This is a genomic window from Pseudoalteromonas sp. GABNS16E, from assembly GCF_028598715.1.
GTDB classification, from domain to species: Bacteria; Pseudomonadota; Gammaproteobacteria; order Enterobacterales; family Alteromonadaceae; genus Pseudoalteromonas; species Pseudoalteromonas atlantica.
In genome coordinates, this window is the sequence record NZ_JAQREZ010000034.1 from 17,550 (window position 1) to 39,749 (window position 22,200).

Genomic DNA, 22,200 nt, shown 5'->3' on the forward strand with positions numbered 1-22,200 from the left:
TGTTATATAAAAATGGCTACAAAACGTAAAAACGACACCCGCTTAGATCCATTTGCAACTGCCGTAGGCAATAGCAGCCTCGATGCATTACTTGAGCAAGCAAGCGCTGGTGATGTAATAAGAATGCCTGCGCCAAGCGACCCTACACGCGAAATAACCTTAGTGTGTAAAGTTATTGCTCATGCAGATATTGAATCTAGCACCACGGTTTACGGTAAAAACCGCCGTGTACAAGCGCTATTAAACGAAAAATCGGTTTCTGATATTTTACCTGCAATCAGTGAAGATGGACGTAATCAACACCCTGCTTTACTTTGGGATCAGGGAAATACTAACTTAGTACTTGCCGGTTCACGTCGTCGAAAGGCATGTATTTTAGGTAATGCCGATTATTTAGTTTTAAGCTCTCCTGATTTTACCGATCAAGACGCTAAAATTTTAGCTGTATCTTCAGATCAGTACATAGCCCCAAGCCTTTGGGAGCTAGGGCAAGCTTATCAACAAACTAAAAACGATCTTATTGAGCAAGGTAAAAAAGGCTCTTATCGCGAAATTGCCGCTATTGAAGGTGTATCGCACACCGCAATTGCAGATGCCATTAAAGCGTACGAGCAAATACCCGCTGATGTAATTTCACTTTACCCAACGGCTAATCACGTAGGCAGAGAAGTCGCTAAAAAGCTTGTTAGTGCAAAGGAGCGCGACGAGCAGGCGTTTAACGCCCTAGTTAGCGAATTGCATACAGACGATGAGATTAACGCCATTACAAGCGACGACAAGCGCGCTATGGCAATTACTAAACGTTTAACTACCGAGCCTAGCGTGGTTGCTAAACGTGAAGCTGTATTTGAAAACAACTTTATAAACGTACAACGTAATTTAAAAAGTGGTGACGTATCTATTAAAATAGATAATAAAGTGTTGACTGACAAACGCTTAGAACAACTTACTAAGCTGTTAAGCGCGTTTAATTAGCCCCTTATTACTTAGTAAAATAGTGATCTTAAAAGCCTGTTAGGTTAGTTAAATTCTGATCTGATGGGCTTTTTACTTAGTAAAATCTTGATCTTTTTTGCTATTTATAACCTATAAATCCCTCATTTTTGCTCTAAAGATCACATTTTTACCAACTGAATTTAGTTTTTACGACTATTTGATGCTGGATCTTAATTTGTTAGTAAAAAACTGATCTGTAAAGCCCCTGTGTTGTTAATAAATTGTTTGTAACATGTGTGTTTGCTGTTTACCTATTCTCATTTGGGCAGATAAAGTGCCATAAAGTACGTATAAACCGATTTTTTACTAACCTAGCAGCTCCAACCAGTTTATATAACGTTAATATTGCTTTTGCTGTGCGCAGTTAAAGAATATACTGGCAGAATTATTTTAAAAATTTAATACTTAGAGTGACATGTCTGCTAACTTATCAAAAAATGATTTACTGGCTATTTTTGAAGAAATAAAAAATGAGCAGGCAACCTTGTTCCCTCTTTCCGAGCGCTTTATAAAAAAGCTGTTTAGGCCCAACGTGCTCGATAAAGGCAAAGAGTATTATAAAAACGGCCAAATTAGTTGGTTAGAGCACAGCAGTGATTTTGCTGTTATTGATTCAACGGTACAAGGCGACACCGGATCAGCATTTAACCAACGCATTGAGATCAGTAAAGTACCTACTGGTTACTCTGTTGATACGCATTGTACCTGTAATGCTAAAACCAAATGTAGGCACTTAGCCGCTGTATTATTTAAACTTAAAATAGAGCACTCAGGTGAATACGGAGAAGACTACTTTATTAACGATTGGTTTAGTGAGCTGACAGCACTTAAAAGTGTTGATGCTAAACCCCTTTCGCAAGTTCTTTTATTTGTATTAGACATTGAAAACAATAAAGTATTTTTAACGCCAAAAATTGCCAATTACAACAAAAATAATAATTACACGCTTGGGCGCAATTTAACTGAGCAACAATTAAATAGCTTTGTAACGCCAAACGATTTGCTCGAAAGTGACTTTAGACTCTTTAGTTGGATTCGCTCACAAAATGCAGTAGGTAATTTAGAGCTAAAAGGTCAATGGGGCTTTAGCGCTCTACAACAATTAATTGCCACCGATCGTTTATTTTTACAACGCTCTCGTGTTGCTATTAAAGCGCAAACTGGGCAATCGCTTAACTTTAATTGGCAGCAGCAAAACGAGTTATCGCAATTAATTATTGAGCTTGAACACAGTAAAAATTGGGCATTGATAAAAACCACGCCGCCCGCTTATTTAGACCTCGATCACTTTAAAGTAGGCCGGATCAGAACACAGCTTAGCGCCGACGAAATCGCTCATTTACAATCTATTCCCGCACTGCACGATGCTAATTTTGATCGCATTTATAAACAACTTGCCGACAATTTTGGCGCCGGTGTTATTCCGCATCCGAATAACGAACAAGTCAATGTTAAGCAACTTGGTAATGCTGTTTTAAAAGCCACTATGGATGAGCAAGGGCTTAAAGTTTCGCTATTATTTAAATATAAAAATAAAAATTATTTAGCGGGAACAGCACCCGCGAGTTTAATAAATAGTGCATTTGAAAACACAGTAACAAATGAGTTAGTAAATTTAGGTTTTGAGTTTTGTAAAGGGGGTTTACAAAGTGAGTTTATATTTAATAAACAATCACCTATACATTTACATTGGCTTGTTTACGAAGTATTCCCTGGCTTTAAAAAGCGTGACTGGCAGGTAACTCAAACTAAAGTAAATGTAGCCGACCCCCAAGGGCACGTTACACTCGATGTAAACCGTGCTGCAGGTCACCAAATGCATTGTAAAGTACAATTAAGCGATGCCAAAGCCGCTGTACTTTTTAATACCGATGATGCCACGTATCAATCGTTAAATCGTCAAAGTGAGCTGTTTTATTACTACCCTGTAGGGCGTCAATTTGGTGTTATTAGTAAAGCCGCCATTAATTTACTGACCGAATTTAAACAACGCTTTGAATTTGTAAAAACACGCGATGAATTTAATATCCCGCTTTCTTATTTACCTGAGCTGGTAAAGCATACCGCAGTTACTATAGACCTTCATGATGACTCTCTTGAGCGTTATCTTGATGAGTTAAGCAACACCGAGCAGGCAATGCCAGTGGTGCCCTTACACGGTTTAAATGACTCGGTAACACTACGTGAATACCAGCAACAAGGCGTTGATTGGCTTAGCTTTTTAAAGCGCCACCAATTAGGCGGCATACTTGCTGATGACATGGGGCTTGGCAAAACGCTACAAGTTATCGCCTTTTTAGCCAGCAGTTTTAATCGCCCGCAAGCGGGCCCTACTCTTATAGTGTGCCCTACAAGTTTGGTAAGTAATTGGCAAAACGAAATAACCAAATTTGCTAAAAGTCTTAAAGTAACCACTATTTTTGGCTCGCAACGTAATGAGCCTTTACAACATTTAGCGCAAGCGCAGTGTATTTTAACTACTTACCCATTATTAAAGCGTGATATTGCTTATTACTCGCCACTTTATTTTGAAAATATTATTTTAGATGAAGCGCAATATATTAAAAACGATACTGCACAAGTCTCGCGCTTAGTTAAGCGTTTAAATGCCGACTTTAAGTTATGTTTAAGCGGCACGCCAATCGAAAATAATTTGTTTGAGCTTAAATCGTTACTCGACTTTGCAATGCCTTCATTACTTGGCTCGCAAGCGCACTTTAAACAGCACTTTCAAACACCTATTGAGCGCGAAGCCGATTCAGAGCGAGCTGAGCAACTAAAAGCGCTTATTATGCCGTTTATATTACGCCGCACAAAAGCGCAGGTAGCTCAAGAGCTGCCACAAAAAACAGAGCTGTTAAAAGAGTTTGAGTTTGAACCTAAGCAAAAAGATATGTACCAAGGTATTACGCGCGCCCTAGAAGAAAAGCTCATCGACTTATTTGCTGAGCAAGGCGCACAAAAAAGTAAGCTCGCATTTTTAGAAGCGCTACTAAAGCTAAGGCAAATTTGTTGTCATCCAAAATTAATTGAGCCAGAAACACAAGCAGGTTCAGCAAAATTAGAATGGCTAACTACGCATTTACCGTTAATGCTAAGCCTTGGTCGTAAAGTGATTATTTTTAGTCAATTTACCTCTGCGCTCGATTTAATTGCAGAGCGTTTAAACGATATAAATATCAAATTTAGTATGCTAACTGGGCAAACGCGTCATCGCGACAAAGTTATTGACGAATTTACCAGTGGCAAAACCTCGGTGTTTTTAATCAGTTTAAAAGCAGGCGGTACTGGGCTTAACTTAACTCAAGCCGATACCGTTATTCACTTTGATCCATGGTGGAACCCTGCTGTTGAAAAACAAGCCACCGATCGTGCTTATCGTATTGGCCAAACAAATCCAGTGTTTGTTTATAAATTAATTATGAGCAATTCAATTGAGCAAAAGGTATTTAAAATGCAGCAAGATAAGCAAGCGCTAGTTGATGCATTATTTACCGATAAATCAATGAGCTTTACTTCGTTTGATGAGCAGCAAATGTTATCACTTATAAAAAGCTAATTTTTTTACTTAGCATGTGAACTAATTTAACCAAACGGCGTCTATTATATTGCTTGTTGAATAATTGCAGTTATCACAAGCTTCATGTTGATTTCCCTGTTTGGTTACTAAATTTAGTAATGATTGAGCCAGCCTTTTTAGCTGGCTTTTTTTATGACTGTAATTAGCACCTTAAATTGCATTTTTTATAAATTGTTTGAACTAAATTTAAAAACACGCGTCTACTATTATGCTTGTTGAATAATTGCAGTTATCACAAGCTTCATGTTGATTTCCCTGTTTGGTTACTAAATTTAGTAATGATTGAGCCAGCCTTTTTAGCTGGCTTTTTTTATGACTGTAATTAACACCTTAAATTGCATTTTTTATAAATTGTTTGAACTAAATTTAAAAACACGCGTCTACTATTATGCTTGTTGAATAATTACAGTTATCACAAGCTTCATGTTGATTTCCCTGATTGGTTACTAAATTTAGTAATGATTGAGCCAGCCCTTTTAGCTGGCTTTTTTTATGCCTGTAATTAACTCCTTAAATTGCATTTTTTATAAATAGTTTGAACTAAATTTAAAAACACGCGTCTACTATTATGCTTGTTGAATAATTGCAGTTATCACAAGCTTCATGTTGATTTCCCTAATTGGTTACTAAATTTAGTAATGATTGAGCCAGCCCTTTTAGCTGGCTTTTTTTATGCCTGTAATTAACACCTTAAATTACATTTTTTATAAATTGTTTGAACTAAATTTAAAAGGGCGCGTCTACTATTATGCTTGTTGAATAATTGCAGTTATCACAAGCTTCATGTTGATTTCCCTGATTGGTTACTAAATTTAGTAATGATTGAGCCAGCTCCTTTTAAGCTGGCTTTTTTATGCCCACATTTTAGTTTTTAAATTATTTATATTTTTATGTGAACTTAATGTAGTGTGCAGCGTCTACTATTATGCTTGTTGATTAATTGCAGTTAACACAAGCTTCATGTTGATTTACCCCGTTTAATTACTAATTTTAGTAATGATTGAGCCAGCCCTTTTAGCTGGCTTTTTTTATGCCTTTAGTAAATGTTACGCCCTACCCCCCACTACCTTTATTCGTTATGATGGCATGTCTCTAAATTTTATAAGTTTATTTTATGTTTACTCAGTTATTAACGCATATAGATTGGTTAAGTGCCAGTGCAGGGCTTGCAACAGGGCTAGTACTATATGGCCTAGTGTCGCTCCCTTCTCGTAATAAATTAAAACAACACATTAGCGAGCAACAGCAACAGTTATCGTTATTACAAAACCAGTACGACAATAAACAGCTGCAATACACCGCCTTATTTGATGAGCACGAGCTGCTCGAGCAATCACATCAAGAGCAACGCGATGAAGCGCAGCATTTTAAAACTCGCTTTAGCGAGCAAGAAAAACAAAGTGTTCAATATAACCATTTTTGGCGTAAAGCCGAAGGCGAACTTAGTGCCTTGCGAGAGCAATATAACCAGCGCGATATTGAGCTTAATAATATGCGAACTACGCTTGAGCAAAAGCAGCAAAACTTTACCGAGCAGCTTGCACAAATAGAGCAAAGCAAAAATGTGCTTAAAAAAGAGTTTGAAAACCTAGCTAATAAAATTTTAGAAGAAAAATCGCAAAGCTTTAAAACCCTAAACCAAGAAAGCATTGAGCAACTATTAAAGCCAGTCCAAGGGGAGCTAAAAGGCTTTAGAGATAAAATGGAATCGATTCACGTTGAAGACTTAAAACAACGTGCTGCCCTTAAAACTGAGCTACTGCACTTGCAAGCTAAAAGCCAAGCTATTACCGAGCAAGCCGATAAACTTAGTAATGCCTTACAAGGGCAAAAAAAGACCCAAGGTAATTGGGGCGAACTAATGCTCGAAAACGTACTCGACAGCGCAGGCCTGCGCGCGGGTACCGACTACAAACGCGAAGTATCGTTTAATACCGAAGACGGTCGACTGCGCCCCGACGTAGTGGTGTATTTACCTCAGGGCCGCCACTTAGTGATTGACGCTAAAACATCGCTAAATGCTTATACCCGCTACGTTAATGCCGAAAACGAGCTAGAGGCTAGCCAAGCAATTAAAGAGCATGTAAATGCTGTTACCGCGCGTATTAACGAGCTTGCCAGTAAATCGTACGATCGTCTCCCTGGTATAAATTCGCCTGAAGTAGTTATTATGTTTGTGCCTATAGAATCTGCATTTGTAGAGGCGCTTAAATATCAAAGCGATATTTACCAACAAGCTATCGAAAAAAACATTTTAGTTGCTACACCAACGACTCTGCTTACAAGCCTTAATATTGTTAAACAGCTGTGGCGCTTCGAAGAGCAAACCAAATACTCTAAAGAGCTGGCGAATCGTGCAGAGCGCTTTTACAACAAGCTCAATGGCTTTTTAACGAGTATGGAAGGTGTTGGCAAACAACTAGACCGCGCCAAAGAAAGCTACGATAAAGCCTTTTCACAGCTTTACCGTGGTAAAGGTAACTTAATTAAACAAGCTTCAGAATTTAAAGAGCTAGGTGTATCGGTTCAAAAAGAGTTACCAAACGAAAGCGTAGAAAAAGCCCAATTAGAGCTGGATTAAGTTCGATTTTTGATTACGGGGTTTACGTTTCAGGACTAGTATAAGGAACGTATCTCTGCTTATAATGAAACAGGCTTTTTTGTGCTACTTCTGTAGTTTATCGATAGTATTTTTTATTATTCAATTTCTAATTTATATTTATTTGGATTTTTAAGGGACAAAACGAGTGAAATTTTACTCAATTATTGATGGTATAAAGTTATCTGGTTTTCGCTTGTTTAGAGATACTCAAACAGAACTGACACCTTTAACTGTATTTGTAGGGAAAAATGGGTCAGGTAAATCGTCGTTACTTAAAGCTTTATTGACAATTCCCCTTGCCGCCGACGAATCTATGAAAAAAGCGATAGATAGAATTGGTGGTGGTTCAGGAATTTTTCATAAAGAAGCTAGGCGCATTTCTATAAAATTAAATGTAAGCACTTATGATTCTGAAAAAGAGCTTTTTGGCAGTATCGAGCACACGGTGAAGTTAGATAAAAGTAATAAATCTCCACTTGGTTTTAAAGTTTCTAAAGAGCTTTTAGAGGTTTTTGATAGTGAAGATGAGCTTATTGCATTCGCCGAATCCATAAAAGTAGTTGGTACTGAAGTCTTGAAAGTTAAAGGCAAAGTATACCTTGAAGACAACCCTTTCCACGATGTAGATCCCAGTTTTATAAAATCACGAGATGATGATATCCCCTGCTTGAAGTGGCCGTCGGTAAAATATATGACATTCGTGAACCAAATATATGGTAACAATAGTAGGTTGTTTAAAGTTGATCCATCATCACCGAGCTATTTCAGAGAAGATGGCAGGATCAGAGGGTGGCAAGAGGCAGACGCTAGCGACCTGTGGTCCTTTATTTACGACATGTGCAATAGTAGTAAAAAATCATTGGAGGCATCAAAGAAAAACTGGATTCGGAACCTTAAACAATTTATGCCCTGGATAGAAGATGTTAAAGCTGAAAAGGATTTAACCGGTTCGATAAGGCTTGTGGTGCAAGAGGTCGGTGATAGTAAATTTCATCCATGGGATTTAAGTGATGGGACTTTGATGCTTATGGGTAGATTGGCAATATTAGAGACAAAAGGGAAGCTGTTGGTTATTGATGAGCCTGAGGCTCACTTGCACCCTGATGCTATAACTTTACTAATGAAAATATATCGAGAGTACATCGATAACCCAGATAATAGTTTTTCTCAAATCATAATCTCGACACAGAGTCCATTTGTCATTAGGGCATGTAACCCTGAAGAGGTTAAAGTCGTTACCCGTGAAGGGAATCAATCTGAGATATATGAGTTTTCAGCTAACCCTGATGAGTATAAAGAAAGATTATATAATGCAGGGATGAGCTTAGACGAGGCATGGCTAGCAAATATTTAAGGACTGAATAATGACTAGAAAAAAGAAAGATAGATCCATGTTTAAGGCTAAAAATAAAGAGGCTGAGAATCTTAAAAAACCTAGGCTTCTTCTAGTTATAGAAGGAGATATGGAAGAAAAAGGTTTACCTGACTTTATTAAAAAGCTTGTAATTCAAGATGAACTTAAATTTCAAGTTTTAAAGAAAACAAAAAGAATACACAATGGCGACACAGTACCCGCAACTAAAATTGTTAAAGATTTAAATAAGATTTGTGAGGTTTCGATAGGTGTTGAAGCTGAATATATCGCGTTTGTTATTGATCTGGAAGGGAGAAATTGTGACTTCCGACAGTTTGAAAATGATATTAAGCCAAAAATAACCAATAATAATACAGTGTTAGGAATTGCTTGTAGGTCAATGGAGAATTGGATTCTTGGTGACATAGCGAACATGGAAAAGGCTATCAAACCATGTAAAAAACCTAATTATAACCACTTCAATACCCCTGATAACTTACCGCACCCAGCGGAGAGGTTAGTGAAAAGACATTGGTCAAAATATAAAAAAACTGACGATGGCGTAAAGTTTTTAAAAACAGTGTGTCCTGGTGCTATTCGGAAGAAATCAAATTCCTTTTCAAACTTTTGTAATTCACTTTATGCTCTTAATGAGAGCATTACTTAAAATAAGGCACAATAATGATTCCTGACACATTTAGAAATGAGTTAAAAGCTAAAAACTTGATTGAACAAAACGCGCCAGTGTAAGTTAGCTATTTAGGTGTGCTACTTAAATGCGCAAGTGTAAGCACACCTATTAATAACTAATATTTAATTAAGCCACACTTGAAAGCGTTGATTGATGGGCGTTAGCATATGCCCAGTTAACGCACTCTTGCGCTAAAATAGCAATGGTATCTAGGCAGGTGTCTGGCGAGTGTTTGGTTTGTTCATTTAACACAAGCGGTATTTCGGTACAGCCAAACAACACGCAGTCAGCACCTTGAGCAGGCATTAAGTCGTATGCCTTGCTTAACAAGTGGCGACCTTTATTTAAATCGCCCGCTTTTACGGCGGTTATGCCATCCATTATGGTTGCTTGTTGTTGAGTGTTTGGTTCAACAAAATCAATATTGTGCTGCTTAAACGCATTTTGGTAAATGCCCATATTAAGCGTAGCGGTAGTGGCTAAAATACCAACCTTTTGTTTGCCCGTGGCTTTTACTTGTTTTATAACGCTTTTTACAATGCTAATGGTGTGTACATCGGTATTTTTAGTGAGCGCGTCGTACCAGTAATGCGCGGTATTACACGGAATAACAATACAACTTACACCTAAGCTTGTTAGCTCTTTAAAGCCTTTTTTAAGCTCAAAAAATGGGTTTTCACCTTCAAGACCCATTAAAAATTTTGTTCTGTCAGGAATTTGCGGGATATTCCTTATAAACATAGGTATATGCTCTTGATCACTTTTAGCGGGCGATAGCGCAATTACCTGATTCATAAATGAGGCGGTAGCCAAAGGCCCCATTCCACCTAATACGCCAAGAGTTCTAAGCATGATTGCATTCCGGTTATTGAGTTTATAGGCTTAATTTATAGTGTTTTATTTAGTTTGAATAATGCTATTATTTTAACATCCATGCACAAATTGCATAACTAAGTGGTCGCTATGAATATTGAAAGTAAATGGTTAGAAGATTTTTTAACGCTCTCGCACACAAAAAGCTTTTCGCAAGCGGCAAAGCTTAGGCATATTACGCAACCTGCATTTAGTCGGCGTATAAAAGCCCTTGAAGACGCCCTTGGCGCAGCCCTAATCGACCGAGAAAACTTGCCTATAACCCTTACCCCAAGCGGTAAAATATTTCATATAACGGCGCGTAATTTAGTTAACCAAATGAATACCTCGGTTAGCATGCTTGAGGAGTTATCGGTGCAGCAAAATTATTCTGTAAAGGTTGCAGCCGCACATTCTTTAGCGAGTTTTTTAACCTTACAACTCGCTAACTTTCAAACGCAAGATGAGCGCGACATTGTACTTAATTTAGAGGCTATAGACGTAGATAAAGCCACCGAAGCGCTAGAGCAAGGTGAATGCGACTTACTTATTGCCTTTGATAACGAACGCCTTAAACTGCCGCCGTTTAGTCATCAAAAAATAGGTAATGCTAAGTTATTACCTGTTAGCGCCTGTGACGAGCAAGGTAAAGCCTTATATAACCTAGAAAGCGCAGCGCCTATACCGCATTTAGCCTACAGCCTCGACTCCTACATGGGGCGGCAGTTAGAGCCTATTATATCGGGCGCTAAGCTTAAAAAGGTGTTTGTTTCATCCATGACTGAGCTTTTAAAAGTGCACGCTGTAGCGGGCAATGGTATTGCCTGGCTGCCCGACTACGTTATATCGAACGAGCTTAAAAATAATACCTTGGTAGTTGTAGGGAATGAGCACCATTGCGTGCCAATAACTTACTATGCGTATAGGTATCATGCGGCTTTGCACCCCGGTGGCGAAAGTGCGTGGAATAAATTAACTGAGCTAAATATAACCTAACTGTAAACCCCCGTTACAGTTAATAAGGTATTATTAATTTAAAACGATAACAGCTATGTGCAATTGAATTTTAATTATTTACCTATTTTATTATGGAGTTTTATTTCCATAATAATTGGGTGTTTTGTCTCTTTTTTAATACTCTTGATAAGGCCAAAATAGCGTCATCAACACAGAGTATTAACTAGCTAACGAGGCAACTCCCATGAAAGCAATTGGATATCAAAAAAGTTTACCTATCGAAAACGAATTATCATTACAAGACATTGAACTTGAAACGCCAACAGCACACGGCCACGATATTTTAGTAGAAGTTAAAGCGGTATCGGTTAACCCGGTTGATTTTAAAATTCGCCAAGCAATGCCAGCAGCTGAGGGCGAGTATAAAGTAATTGGTTGGGATGCAACTGGGGTTGTTAAATCGGTTGGCGAAAACGTATCGCTTTTTAAGCCAGGCGACAAAGTATGGTACGCAGGCGACATTACGCGCTCAGGCAGTAACGCGCAGTTTCAGTTAGTTGACGAGCGTATTGTTGGCCATATGCCAAGTTCGCTTTCGTATGGCGAAGCCGCAGCATTGCCGCTTACCAGCATTACTGCGTGGGAATTATTGTTTGACCGTTTAAACGTAGCTAAAAACGATGATTCTAAAAGCATTTTAGTTATTGGTGCCGCCGGTGGTGTGGGCTCAATAATGGTGCAGCTATTAAAGCAGCGCACTAAATTAAATATTATTGCCAGTGCTTCTCGTGCTGAAACAATATCGTGGTTAGAAGATTTAGGTGCCGACACTATTGTTAATCACCGTAACCCGTTAAGTGAAGAATTTGCAGCTAAAAACTTAAGCGAAGTGGATTACGTTGTTAGCTTAAACAATACAGAGCAGCACTTACCTGAAATTGAAAAAGTAGTGAAGCCACAAGGTCAATTTGCCCTTATTGATGACCCTGAAACACTTAATATTGTGCCATTTAAAAACAAAAGCGTGTCGGTACATTGGGAGCTTATGTTTACTCGCTCGTTATTTAAAACCGACGACATGCAAGAGCAACACGTTATTTTAAATAACGTAGCCACTATGATTGACCAAGGGCAAATTAAAACTACGGTAGGTGAGCACTTAGGTAAAATTAATGCAGCCAATTTACGCAAAGCGCATCAGCACCTTGAATCGCAAACCGCTAAAGGTAAAGTGGTGTTAGAAGGCTTTTAAGGCCTTTAGCTAATATAGTTTTTTTGAGTATACCCAAGCCCTAACGGGGCTTTTTTGTGGCTATTATTTATATAACTTGTTGTAATTAGGAATATGTTTTACCCAAAATGCAGGGCTGCCAATATACTCTTGTACAGTTTTTATAAATTCGCTCACCAGTGGTGTTTGTTTACGGTGAGGATACAGCGCGTAAATACCGGCGCCCGATGCGCTAAGCTTATAATTAGTTAATAGCGGCACTAGCCCCATTTCGTCTATGGGTTTTTCTAGGTTAAATAAATCTAGCATCACATACCCTAAACCCGCTTTTGTGGCATCAAGCATGGCGCGTACATCGCTTACCTTATAGTTGCCTTTCATTTTATGAGTTTTGTATTCATCACCATGAGGTTGGGTGCTTAATTTTATTTGATCTAGGCTTACATCGCCATTGCCATAAACCACCGCAGGTAAGGCGATAAGTTCTTCAGGTGTGCTTGGCATACCATGGCGTGCAATAAAGTCATTAGAGGCAACCAAAGCAAAGTGCATATCAGATATTTTTTTTGCCATTAGATTGGAGTCATTCAATTTGCCAATTCTAAATGCTAAATCGTAATGGTCGGCAATAATATCGTTGCGCTTATCATCAAGCATGAGGGTTATTTTTACCTCAGGGTACTTTTGCATAAATAAATTAATGGCCGGCTGCACATACTGCTGCCCAAAAAACATGCCCGAGGTAATACGCAAAATACCTTTAGGTTTTGCTTGGTAGGAGTCGGCAATGCTATGAATATCACTGAGCGTATCAATTAAAATATGCGCTTGCTGGAGTATTTCCTCTCCTGCGGAGGTAAGCGAAAACGAGCGCGTAGAGCGATTAAGTAACTGTATACCTAAACTGCTTTCTAGCTTTTTAATTTGCTTTGAAAGCGATGAGTTGTCCATATCGTGCAGGGCCGCGGCTTTTGCAAATGAGCCTTGCTGTACTACATCAACAAATAGCGCTAATTGGTTGGTGATTGACATCTCACTCTCCTAAATCCCAATAAGGTGTATCGGTGTAATAATTGCTCGCAAAATCAACAAACGCGCGCACTTTACTGGGTAAAAACTGCCTGTTTGCGTACACCATATAAAGCCCTATTGGCTCAGGCTCGTAGTCTTTTAATATACGTACTACTTTACCCTGTGCCAGCGCCTCACCAGCTATAAATGTTGGCTGCATGGCAATACCGCCACCTGCTATAGCGGCATTGAGTAGCAGGTCGCCATTGTTAGCAACTAGGTTACTTTCAAGCTTTAACTCGTTTTTAAGCTCGTTCGCTCCCCGTAGTTTTTTGGTGGGCTCGGTGTGTGCGTAGCGTAAATAGTTATGCGATTGCAGCTCTTCTAAGGTAGTAGGCGTGCCGTGCTGCGCTAAATAAGAAGGAGAGGCAAACACCGCTAACCTAATAGGCGCTATTTTTTTAGCAATAAGTGATGAGCTTTTTAAAACCCCAATGCGCAGCGCTATATCAATACCTTGCTCAACAATATCAACAAACTGGTCGGTAAGGTTTAGATCTAATTTTAAATTTGGATAGCGCTTTTGAAACTCAACCAATAGCGGTGCTAAGTGCTTAACCCCAAACGACATAGGGGCACTAATACTGAGCACACCAGAGACATTTTCGTTTAGGTTATCGAGCGAATTTTCCATGTCGTCTATATCGTCTAGCACCTGTAAGCAGCGGGTAAAATAGTGATCTCCCGCCTCGGTAGTGCTTACTTTGCGCGTGGTGCGGTGTAGTAATCGGGTAGCAAGCCCCTCTTCTAGCGCAGACACATACTTGCTCACAAGTTGCGGCGATATATCGAGCTTATCGGCAGCTTTAGAAAAAGACCCCTCTTGTACAACACTTACAAAAGTCTTCATGGTGGTTAGCTTATCCATTATTAGCAATGCCTTGTTTATAATTTTTAAATAAAGATCGTATTAATTATGTTTATAAAAACAGTTGAAGCCCACACATCGCATTTTTGCACAGTTAGTGAGTTTTTATAGCGTTATAAACACATTTTTTTGCGTAAATAACTATTTATTTACAACAAAATGGAGTTAATACGTGCTACTGCAGCAATCACGCTTCTTTTTATCCATTCTAACGCCAAGTCGGATTTATTAATAATGCAGTATCGCTGTACGTGAATAAGCACGCTTATATTTTTATTAATGACTAAGAGATAAAGCCATGAAAAGATTAAACAACAAAGTAGCCATCGTTACTGGTGCAGCACAAGGTATTGGCGCTGCTTATGCAAAAGGTTTAGCTCAACAAGGCGCTAAAGTTGTGCTTGCTGATTTAGCCGACCCAAGCGCAGCCGTAGCTGAAATTATTGCCGCTGGCGGCCAAGCAATAGGCTGCAAAGTAGATGTAACGAATAGTGAATCGTTAGATGCCATGGTAAAACAAACCGAAGCTGAATTTGGCCCGGTTGAAATATTAGTTAACAATGCCGCTATATTTGCTGCGCTTGAGCTTAAGCCATTTTGGGAAATATCTGAAGACGAATGGGATTTAGTTATGCGCGTAAATGCCCGCGGGCCTTTTCAGTGTACCAAAGCAGTGTTGCCTAGCATGCGTAAATTAGGTCGCGGTAAAATTATTAACATTGCATCGGGTACATTTTTACGCGGTGCACCTATGTTTTGCCATTATGTGGCATCTAAAGGCGCGGTTGTTGGGCAAACACGTGCGTTGGCCACTGAGCTTGCTAACGATAATATTTTAGTTAACTGCCTATAAGTTGGCTTAACCGAAAGCGAAGGCGTTAAAAATAACGCACAGTTTGATAAAGCTAAAAATAGCACACTAGGCTCACGAGTAATAAAACGTGCAATGGAGCCTGAAGACTTACTTGGCCCTATTTACTTTTTAGCCAGTGAAGACAGCGATTTTATGACCGGACAATGTATTAACGTTGATGGTGGCGCAATTAACTACTAACACGCCTTTATTGCTTATTTAGTGTTAATTTAAAAGCCGATGTTTACGCATCGGCTTTTTAACGAGGGGGTAAATAAAAATCAGTTTAACAATACTGTATTTATAATATCTCAATGGGCGCTTTATTTATTAACAAAATAAAAGCCAATAAAATAAGGGGATATTAATAAAACCCTTAGGTATTACCATGGCTCAACCTGCACTATTTATCTCTCACGGTTCACCTATTATGGCCGTACAGCAATCGCCAACGTCTGATTTTTTAAAAGCGCTTGGCAAGTCACTCAACACGCCACGCGCTATTGTTATTTTTTCGGCGCACTTTGATATGGCCTACGATGAAGTGGCTCATAATATTGTAATAACCGCAGGGCAAGCGCCTGAAACCATTCATGACTTTTACAATTTTCCTGCGCATATGTATAACATTAAATACCCAGCTCCAGGACATCCTGAGATTGCGGGCAATATTGCAACGCTATTTAAAAATAAAGGCATTACAGCAATACTTGATGAACGCCAAGGCTGGGATCATGGTGTATGGATACCACTGCGCTTAATGTACCCGCAGGCAAATATTCCTATTGTACAAGTGTCTATAAATACTCAATTAGGCGCAAAAGCCATGTATGAATATGGGCAGTTACTTGCCCCACTTCGTGACGATAATATATTAATTATTGGCTCTGGCGGCATTAGCCACAACCTACGAGAAGTGTTTAAAACCCCTGCTACACCTAACCGTGTACAAATGGTAAAAGCGTTTACCCAATGGGTTGAACACGCGCTTTTAGCGCAAGACACACCCGCACTTTTAAATTACTTAGCCGATGCACCCCATGTGTTATTTAACCACCCTACCCAAGAGCATTTTTTACCACTCTTTGCTGCTTTGGGCGCAGGCGGCAAGCAAGTTGAAAAACTCTTTAGTGATATTGAAATGGATATTTTAGCGCTTGATACCTATAAGTTTTATTAATTTTAATTAGTACAGTGCAAGCGCCTTTGGTTTTTTAATCAAAGTGTAATGGGGGTTTACAAAGCGTATGTTGGGTTAAGAGCAGCAAAGCCCAACATAAAGTTATAAAGTGGGCTTTAACGCAGCTTTTTAATGTAATTAGATGTGGCGCTATTTTTATGCGCGTCACCATAAATAATTGGTGACGGATAGTATTCTGCGTCTAACTGTATGGTGGAGGCAACATCTTCACCAAAGTAATCGGCAATAAAAGCAAGGCACATATCCATACCTGCTGACACACCCGCACAAGACCAAATATTGCCATCTTTTACAAAGCGTTCTTCAACTACGGTTACAGTGTTATCTTTTTTAAGGTGATCTAGAAAAGCCCAGTGGGTGGTTACTTTTTAATGCTTAAATAGCCCCGCTTTTTGCATTAAATACATACCAGTGCAAATAGATAAAACACTGTGGCAGTTTTCAGCTGTTTTTTTAAGATAATTAATAACGTCAAGGTCTTCCATTGCTATACGTGCACCACTACCGCCAGGTACAAATAATACATCGAGCTGCACTGGGTCAGTAAAAGGATAATCGGCACTAAAACGCATGCCGTGCTCACCTGAGGGAGTCATAGAATTTAGCGATATTAATTTGGGTTTTTCACATAGCCCCTTTTCTGCCAGCAGGCCTATTAGTTCCCAAGAACCAACTAAATCCAGCTCTTCAACTTTGTCGTAAATTAAAAAATATATTTTCATACTATGTTATTTAGTCCTTTAATTTGTATCGTTTTTAAATAATAGGCGCTGCAATCGTGTTGTAAACTTTATTAATTTGAGCAATCGTTCAAAGTAAGTTAAGCTCAAAACGACTAACTTACAAGTATCTTAAAATTATTGGGAGCAAACATGGCAACCACACTCGCATTTGACGTATACGGTGCGCTTATAAACACTCACGGCGTGCTGTCTTTACTTGAAGATATGATAGGCAATAACGCGCAAAACTTTTCAAATACATGGCGCGAAAAACAATTAGAGTATTCGTTTAGGCGTGGGTTGATGCAAAACTATATACCGTTTTCGTTATGTACCAAACATGCCCTCGATTACGCGTGTTTAGCGCATAAAACGCAGCTTAGTGACGATCAGAAGCAGCAATTGCTTGATCAGTATAAAATTTTACCGGCCTTTGACGATGTTAAAAAAGGCCTTGAGCAACTTAAAGCGCAAAATTACCGATTGTTTGCATTTTCTAATGGCGCTGCGGACGCGGTTAATAAATTGCTCGAAACTGCAGGTATTAGTGAGCTTTTTGAAGGTGTAGTAAGTGCCGACGATATGAAAACATTTAAGCCAAACCCAGGTGTTTACAGCCATTTCTTACGCGAGACCAATTCAACGGGCGCAAACACGTGGCTTATTTCGAGTAACCCGTTTGATATTACCGGCGCTATTTCACATGGTATGCGCGGAGCATGGATAAAACGCTCTGAGGATTCTATTTTTGATCCGTGGGAAATTCAGCCAACCACCGTAGCCACCGATCTAGTGGATTTAAAAAATAAGCTTGAAGATATCAATTAAGCTGCATTTTTACTTTTATATCTCTCTTTAGCACTTAAGGTTTAACCGAGTTGTAAAGGGGGCTTACTTCTTATAGTGGTACTGCCCACTTATAATACGTTAGCTTTTTACTACCCTCTCTCATCTCTTATATTTCAACCATCGTACTATTTTACAAACTGTCATTATTTAGCACGCATTTTGGCACCTTCTCTTAGCTCATTTTATACTTTGTTAGTTTTTAAAGTAATTCCTTATAACTAATCAGTCACTCCTAATTGCGAAAATAAACCTATATCTAACCCTTAATCATTATTGTAAATGCAAATTGTTACCATTAAGATCCTCAGCCCCAATATAAGTACAACCAAGGAGCGAATATGTCACAATTACAATCGGCGCAGCTTAGCCCTGTCGAAAATAAAGCATTATTTGAGCAAAACGGGTTACCTCCTCAATTTAATCTCGATCAGTTTATTAACTACCAAATAGCGTCGTTGCAGGGGCTTTCGGCTGTACAACAAGCTATGGCTAAAGCGCAAAAGCCGTTTTCTGGCGTGTCTGTTAATACACTTGCCGCCACTGTAAATGATGTAGATTTAGCCAACCCTCTTGCTGATTTTCCTGCCGTATTAAACGAGCTTAAAAGTGTGTATTTAGATCACGCTGTGTATTTTCATCATCCGCGTTATATGGCGCATTTAAATTGCCCCGTTACGTACCCTGCAGTTGTAGCAGAGCACATCATTGGCGCAATCAATACGTCGGTAGACACCTGGGATCAAAGCGCTGGCGCGACCCTTATTGAACAAAAATTAATAGATTGGAGCTGTGAAAAAGCAAAATTACCTAGCACTGCTGATGGTGTTTTTACCAGTGGTGGTACGCAATCGAACTTAATGGCCATGCTTGTTGCTCGCGAAGTCGCAGTGAGCCGCTATGCACCTAATCATGAAGTAAAACTGCAAGGCTTGCCTGAAGTAGCCTCTCGTTTTCGTATTTATTGCTCTGAGGTTGCGCATTTTAGTATTCAAAAGGCAGCGGCATTACTGGGCCTTGGCTATAACGCGGTAGTGCCCGTGGCTACAAACAATAAAATGCAAATGGATATGGACGCACTTAACCACGCAATTGCGGATTCTAAAGCCAAGGGCGATTTACCTATCGCTGTGGTAATTACCGCAGGTACAACCGATTTTGGCTCAATTGACCCTGTTGAAGACATAGCAAAACTTGCTAAAAAAGAGCAGCTTTGGTGCCATGTTGACGGCGCATACGGCGGTGGTTTATTGGTAAGCGAGCATCACCGAAGTGCCTTAAACGGTATAGAGCTCGTAGATTCAATTACTATTGATTACCATAAATCGTTTATGCAGCCGGTTAGCTGCAGTGCTTTTTTATTAAGTGACAAACGCTACTTTAGCCATATTACCCTTTACGCCGACTATCTAAACCCGCTTGCTGAGGCTGGCAATGGCACGCCAAATTTAGTTGATAAAAGCTTACAAACCACACGCCGTTTTGATGCCTTAAAACTGTGGTTAACACTTCGCACCATGGGCGAGGCGCCACTTGGGCGAGCGTTTGATAAAGTAATTGGCCTTGCTCGTCAAACCCACATTGTACTTAATGACCACCCTGATTTTGAAGTTATAAATTACCCAGAGCTCAGCGCGCTGGTATTTCGCTTTGCGCCAGAGGAGCTAAAACATAACCCCGATTTACTCGACACCCTAAACCTGCACGTACGCCAAACATTCTTAAATACTGGTGAAGCCATGATTGCGCGTACCAAAATTAACGGCCGTCATTACCTTAAATTTACGTTACTTAATGCCCAGTGCCAATTGAGCGATGTGCGCGCCGTGCTTGAACAAATTAGCACTATTGCGTGGAAAACGTACAAGGAGCAAAAATAATGAGTAACCAACCTTATGACTTTATAGCCATTGGCCTTGGCCCATTTAATTTGTCGTTAGCGTGTTTAAGTGAGCCACTGGAGGGCGTGAAAAGCTTATTTTTAGAGCAGCGTAGCCAATTTGATTGGCACCCCGGCATGATGCTAGAAGGTGTTACTTTACAAACGCCGTTTATGTCTGACTTGGTGACTCTTGCAGACCCTACCAGCAAGTACAGCTTTTTAAATTATGCCAAGCTTAATAACCGCTTATACCCATTTTATATTCGCGAGAGTTTTTTTTTACTGCGTAAAGAGTACAATCTCTATTGCCAGTGGGTGTGCTCGCAACTTAGTAACGTAAGCTTTGAGCAAAGTGTAACTAAGGTTGAGTTTTGCCAGCAAAGTGAGTGCTATACCGTTACCTGTAAAACCCCTAATGGGGAGCAACACTATGTTACACGCCACATAGTGCTTGGCACCGGCCCTGCCCCATATATTCCTGATTGCGCAGTGCAAAGTAATTCAAATAACGTACTGCACAGTAGCGATTTTTGCCACCGCCTTGATGAGCTAAAAGCGGCTAAACGCGTTACGGTTGTAGGAGCTGGGCAAAGTGCGGCTGAAATTTATCACACCTTATTACAACAAGCCGTGCCACAAGGTTTGCAGCTAGATTGGATTGCGCGATCGCCTCGTTATTTTCCGCTGGAATACACTAAACTCACCCTTGAGATGACCTCTCCTGAGTATGTTGATTACTTTTATAATTTAAAAACCGAGCAACGAGATTGGCTTAATCAAAATCAAAAAAACTTATTTAAAGGCATTAATGGCGATTTAATTAATGACATTTTTGACACCCTTTACGCGCAAAGCCTAGATGGACCCATATCTACCACATTTAAAACTAACAGCAAGCTTACTAATACACGTAAAAGTGCTGGTCGCTTAGTCACTGAGTTTTATCATCAAGAGCTAAATGAAGCCTTTGAAATACAAACCGATTACTTAATTTGTGCCACAGGCTTTAAATACAAGCGCCCTGCTTTTTTAAACCCCATTGCACAGCAACTCCCAGAAGATGAACAAGGCCGCTACTTAGTTAGCCGCGAGTATGCAATAGATAGCGAACAAAAACGTATATTTGTACAAAATGCAGAGCAGCACACCCATGGCTTTGTAACCCCCGATTTAGGCATGGCGTGTTATCGCAACAGTATAATTTTGCGCGAAATACTCGGTTATGCGCCGTATCAGGTTGAGCAAAAAATTGCTTTTCAGTGTTTTGATTTAAGCGATGTAGAAACCCATTCACAGCAAAAGAGTAACGCCGCATGAGTTTACGTTTAGCGCTTATTTTGCTTACGGTTATTTCGGTAGTGTGCGACACCTTATTACTGCCGTTTTATCCGCAATTTTTTGCCAGCGAATTTTCTGTAAGTAACCCCACACTTATTGGGGTATTCGTAGCTAACTGTTGTATTACCGTTATGCTCGCGCTGCCCCTGTGGGCAAAGGTTGCCAAAAAATACCACGAGCTGGCTCTTTGGCTTGTAACGCAAGTGATTGCCGCCTGCTTTGGTTTGCTTTGTTATTTTGCAACTAACGTGTGGGAATTTTGGTTTTATTATCAGCTTATGTTGGTGCTTAAAGCCAGTTACCTGCTTATTTACCCGTTTGCACTGCGTTTAGAGCAGCAAAGTAAGCATCTTTCTATTATTGGCTTGTTTTCGGTACTTATGCACTTTGGTGCTATTGGCGGCGCGTTAGTGGGCGGGTACTTTTTTAGTATAAATGCACCGCGTTATGCATTGTTATTAAGTGCTGCGGGCGATGTTATACAAGTGCTGCTGTGCGCCTATTTAATGGTGAGCTTAAAGTTAGGTATTTATCAGCAAGCGATTGAAAGCGAAAAACCACGTACTCGTACACCGTATTTTATTTGGCAATTTTGCTTTATAAGCGTGGTTGTTTACTTTAGTGCGTTTTTAATTAGGCCGTTTTTTACTACCCATTGGCAAGGAATGAGCGCACAAAGCAGTGCATTCCAAAGTGCGCTTGTGTACGCCATTCCTGCTTTTGCAGCCCTACTTATGCTGTTGTTTAACCACTTTAGGCAGCACTTACCTTTTCCTACGCTTAGCCGCACCAGTACATTGTTGTGTGCTCTTATTTTTGGCGCTATTGGGCTTTATTTACAGGCGCAAGAGTCGGTGTGGTTAGTTGTCAGCTCTCGCGTTTTATACGGTATAGCGCTATTTCAGGTCATGGTTTTATTAGAAGTGATGCTATTTGCTAAAAGCGAGCCTGCTCACTACGGCAGTGATTTTGCCAAAGTGCATGTTGCGCAAAATATTGGCGTTATTTTAGCGTCGTTATTAGTGGGTATGAGTGTGGAATATTTTAATACCACCGTGCCTTTTTACTTTGCTGCCATTGGCTTTGCAAGCCTTGGCGCTATTTTGCTATGGCGCGTTAAATTTGTTGGCCAAGCTGCACACACAGCCACTTAATA

At 39.7% G+C, this 22,200-nt stretch carries 17 protein-coding genes and 1 pseudogene; 13 read left to right on the plus strand and 5 right to left on the minus strand.

The genetic code is table 11. From position 1 onward, the window contains the following. The first annotated feature begins 12 nt into the window (after window positions 1–12). From PSI06_RS13760 to PSI06_RS13780, 5 genes are all read left to right on the plus strand, one after another. Window positions 13–975, plus strand: a complete 963-nt coding sequence (locus tag PSI06_RS13760) for a hypothetical protein (RefSeq protein WP_004586300.1) — start codon at window positions 13–15, stop codon at window positions 973–975. 436 nt (window positions 976–1,411) lie between these two features. Beyond that, window positions 1,412–4,555 (plus strand): DEAD/DEAH box helicase, encoded by a 3,144-nt coding sequence (locus PSI06_RS13765; protein WP_273604433.1) that lies wholly within the window; start codon window positions 1,412–1,414, stop codon window positions 4,553–4,555. Between the two features lie 1,135 nt (window positions 4,556–5,690). Beyond that, complete coding sequence (rmuC, locus tag PSI06_RS13770) at window positions 5,691–7,157, plus strand: DNA recombination protein RmuC (protein WP_004586298.1); 1,467 nt, start codon at window positions 5,691–5,693, stop codon at window positions 7,155–7,157. Between the two features lie 166 nt (window positions 7,158–7,323). Continuing rightward, window positions 7,324–8,532, plus strand: a complete 1,209-nt coding sequence (locus PSI06_RS13775; RefSeq protein ID WP_273604496.1) for an AAA family ATPase — start codon at window positions 7,324–7,326, stop codon at window positions 8,530–8,532. Between the two features lie 10 nt (window positions 8,533–8,542). Continuing rightward, window positions 8,543–9,199, plus strand: a complete 657-nt coding sequence (locus PSI06_RS13780; protein ID WP_273604497.1) for a DUF4276 family protein — start codon at window positions 8,543–8,545, stop codon at window positions 9,197–9,199. A gap of 150 nt (window positions 9,200–9,349) precedes the next feature. Here PSI06_RS13780 and PSI06_RS13785 read toward each other — a convergent pair whose 3' ends face one another. Continuing rightward, window positions 9,350–10,075 carry an aspartate/glutamate racemase family protein gene (locus tag PSI06_RS13785; RefSeq protein ID WP_273605031.1) on the minus strand — a complete coding sequence of 242 codons (726 nt, stop codon included), beginning with the start codon at window positions 10,073–10,075 and terminating at the stop codon, window positions 9,350–9,352. Window positions 10,076–10,186: 111 nt separating this feature from the next. On the opposite strand from PSI06_RS13785, the gene PSI06_RS13790 reads away from it, so the two are divergent. Beyond that, window positions 10,187–11,071 carry a LysR family transcriptional regulator gene (locus tag PSI06_RS13790; RefSeq protein WP_273604499.1) on the plus strand — a complete coding sequence of 295 codons (885 nt, stop codon included), beginning with the start codon at window positions 10,187–10,189 and terminating at the stop codon, window positions 11,069–11,071. A gap of 205 nt (window positions 11,072–11,276) precedes the next feature. After that, a complete protein-coding gene (locus tag PSI06_RS13795; protein ID WP_029771784.1) occupies window positions 11,277–12,284 on the plus strand; it encodes a zinc-binding alcohol dehydrogenase family protein in 1,008 nt (335 codons plus the stop codon). 63 nt (window positions 12,285–12,347) lie between these two features. Here PSI06_RS13795 and PSI06_RS13800 read toward each other — a convergent pair whose 3' ends face one another. Both PSI06_RS13800 and PSI06_RS13805 read right to left on the minus strand, forming a co-directional pair. After that, a complete protein-coding gene (locus PSI06_RS13800; protein ID WP_004586291.1) occupies window positions 12,348–13,295 on the minus strand; it encodes a LysR family transcriptional regulator in 948 nt (315 codons plus the stop codon). 1 nt (window position 13,296) lies between these two features. After that, a complete protein-coding gene (locus PSI06_RS13805; RefSeq protein ID WP_248450141.1) occupies window positions 13,297–14,202 on the minus strand; it encodes a LysR family transcriptional regulator in 906 nt (301 codons plus the stop codon). Window positions 14,203–14,500: 298 nt separating this feature from the next. On the opposite strand from PSI06_RS13805, the pseudogene PSI06_RS13810 reads away from it, so the two are divergent. Next, window positions 14,501–15,256 (plus strand): annotated as a pseudogene (locus PSI06_RS13810) (SDR family NAD(P)-dependent oxidoreductase). Window positions 15,257–15,443: 187 nt separating this feature from the next. Further along, complete coding sequence (locus tag PSI06_RS13815; RefSeq protein ID WP_273604500.1) at window positions 15,444–16,235, plus strand: DODA-type extradiol aromatic ring-opening family dioxygenase; 792 nt, start codon at window positions 15,444–15,446, stop codon at window positions 16,233–16,235. A gap of 116 nt (window positions 16,236–16,351) precedes the next feature. On the opposite strand, the gene PSI06_RS13820 is transcribed toward PSI06_RS13815, so the two are convergent. Both PSI06_RS13820 and PSI06_RS13825 read right to left on the minus strand, forming a co-directional pair. Beyond that, the gene (locus PSI06_RS13820; RefSeq protein ID WP_198288820.1) at window positions 16,352–16,498 is read right to left on the minus strand and encodes a hypothetical protein; all 147 of its coding nucleotides are present in this window, start codon (window positions 16,496–16,498) and stop codon (window positions 16,352–16,354) included. Between the two features lie 126 nt (window positions 16,499–16,624). Beyond that, window positions 16,625–16,978 carry a DJ-1/PfpI family protein gene (locus PSI06_RS13825; protein WP_273604501.1) on the minus strand — a complete coding sequence of 118 codons (354 nt, stop codon included), beginning with the start codon at window positions 16,976–16,978 and terminating at the stop codon, window positions 16,625–16,627. A gap of 150 nt (window positions 16,979–17,128) precedes the next feature. Here PSI06_RS13825 and PSI06_RS13830 point away from each other — a divergent pair, with 150 nt between their 5' ends. From PSI06_RS13830 to PSI06_RS13845, 4 genes are all read left to right on the plus strand, one after another. Beyond that, a complete protein-coding gene (locus tag PSI06_RS13830) occupies window positions 17,129–17,806 on the plus strand; it encodes a haloacid dehalogenase type II (RefSeq protein WP_004586285.1) in 678 nt (225 codons plus the stop codon). Window positions 17,807–18,165: 359 nt separating this feature from the next. Then, window positions 18,166–19,704 (plus strand): pyridoxal phosphate-dependent decarboxylase family protein, encoded by a 1,539-nt coding sequence (locus PSI06_RS13835; RefSeq protein WP_273604502.1) that lies wholly within the window; start codon window positions 18,166–18,168, stop codon window positions 19,702–19,704. After that, window positions 19,704–21,023, plus strand: coding sequence for a lysine N(6)-hydroxylase/L-ornithine N(5)-oxygenase family protein (locus tag PSI06_RS13840; RefSeq protein ID WP_273604503.1), 1,320 nt, complete (start codon window positions 19,704–19,706; stop codon window positions 21,021–21,023). The genes PSI06_RS13835 and PSI06_RS13840 overlap by 1 nt, the downstream gene beginning before the upstream one ends. Further along, window positions 21,020–22,198, plus strand: a complete 1,179-nt coding sequence (locus PSI06_RS13845; protein WP_273604504.1) for an MFS transporter — start codon at window positions 21,020–21,022, stop codon at window positions 22,196–22,198. Before PSI06_RS13840 ends, PSI06_RS13845 begins: the two co-directional genes overlap by 4 nt. Window positions 22,199–22,200: the final 2 nt, after the last annotated feature.

Excerpts from the sequence above, each read along its gene's own strand:
- PSI06_RS13760 (WP_004586300.1), top strand. The coding sequence starts at position 13 with ATGGCTACAAAACGTAAAAACGACACCCGCTTAGATCCATTTGCAACT.
- PSI06_RS13765 (WP_273604433.1), top strand. The coding sequence starts at position 1,412 with ATGTCTGCTAACTTATCAAAAAATGATTTACTGGCTATTTTTGAAGAA.
- rmuC (WP_004586298.1), top strand. The coding sequence starts at position 5,691 with ATGTTTACTCAGTTATTAACGCATATAGATTGGTTAAGTGCCAGTGCA.
- PSI06_RS13780 (WP_273604497.1), top strand. The coding sequence starts at position 8,543 with ATGACTAGAAAAAAGAAAGATAGATCCATGTTTAAGGCTAAAAATAAA.
- PSI06_RS13785 (WP_273605031.1), bottom strand. The coding sequence starts at position 10,075 with ATGCTTAGAACTCTTGGCGTATTAGGTGGAATGGGGCCTTTGGCTACC.
- PSI06_RS13790 (WP_273604499.1), top strand. The coding sequence starts at position 10,187 with ATGAATATTGAAAGTAAATGGTTAGAAGATTTTTTAACGCTCTCGCAC.
- PSI06_RS13795 (WP_029771784.1), top strand. The coding sequence starts at position 11,277 with ATGAAAGCAATTGGATATCAAAAAAGTTTACCTATCGAAAACGAATTA.
- PSI06_RS13800 (WP_004586291.1), bottom strand. The coding sequence starts at position 13,295 with ATGTCAATCACCAACCAATTAGCGCTATTTGTTGATGTAGTACAGCAA.
- PSI06_RS13805 (WP_248450141.1), bottom strand. The coding sequence starts at position 14,202 with ATGGATAAGCTAACCACCATGAAGACTTTTGTAAGTGTTGTACAAGAG.
- PSI06_RS13815 (WP_273604500.1), top strand. The coding sequence starts at position 15,444 with ATGGCTCAACCTGCACTATTTATCTCTCACGGTTCACCTATTATGGCC.
- PSI06_RS13820 (WP_198288820.1), bottom strand. The coding sequence starts at position 16,498 with ATGTGCCTTGCTTTTATTGCCGATTACTTTGGTGAAGATGTTGCCTCC.
- PSI06_RS13825 (WP_273604501.1), bottom strand. The coding sequence starts at position 16,978 with ATGAAAATATATTTTTTAATTTACGACAAAGTTGAAGAGCTGGATTTA.
- PSI06_RS13830 (WP_004586285.1), top strand. The coding sequence starts at position 17,129 with ATGGCAACCACACTCGCATTTGACGTATACGGTGCGCTTATAAACACT.
- PSI06_RS13835 (WP_273604502.1), top strand. The coding sequence starts at position 18,166 with ATGTCACAATTACAATCGGCGCAGCTTAGCCCTGTCGAAAATAAAGCA.
- PSI06_RS13840 (WP_273604503.1), top strand. The coding sequence starts at position 19,704 with ATGAGTAACCAACCTTATGACTTTATAGCCATTGGCCTTGGCCCATTT.
- PSI06_RS13845 (WP_273604504.1), top strand. The coding sequence starts at position 21,020 with ATGAGTTTACGTTTAGCGCTTATTTTGCTTACGGTTATTTCGGTAGTG.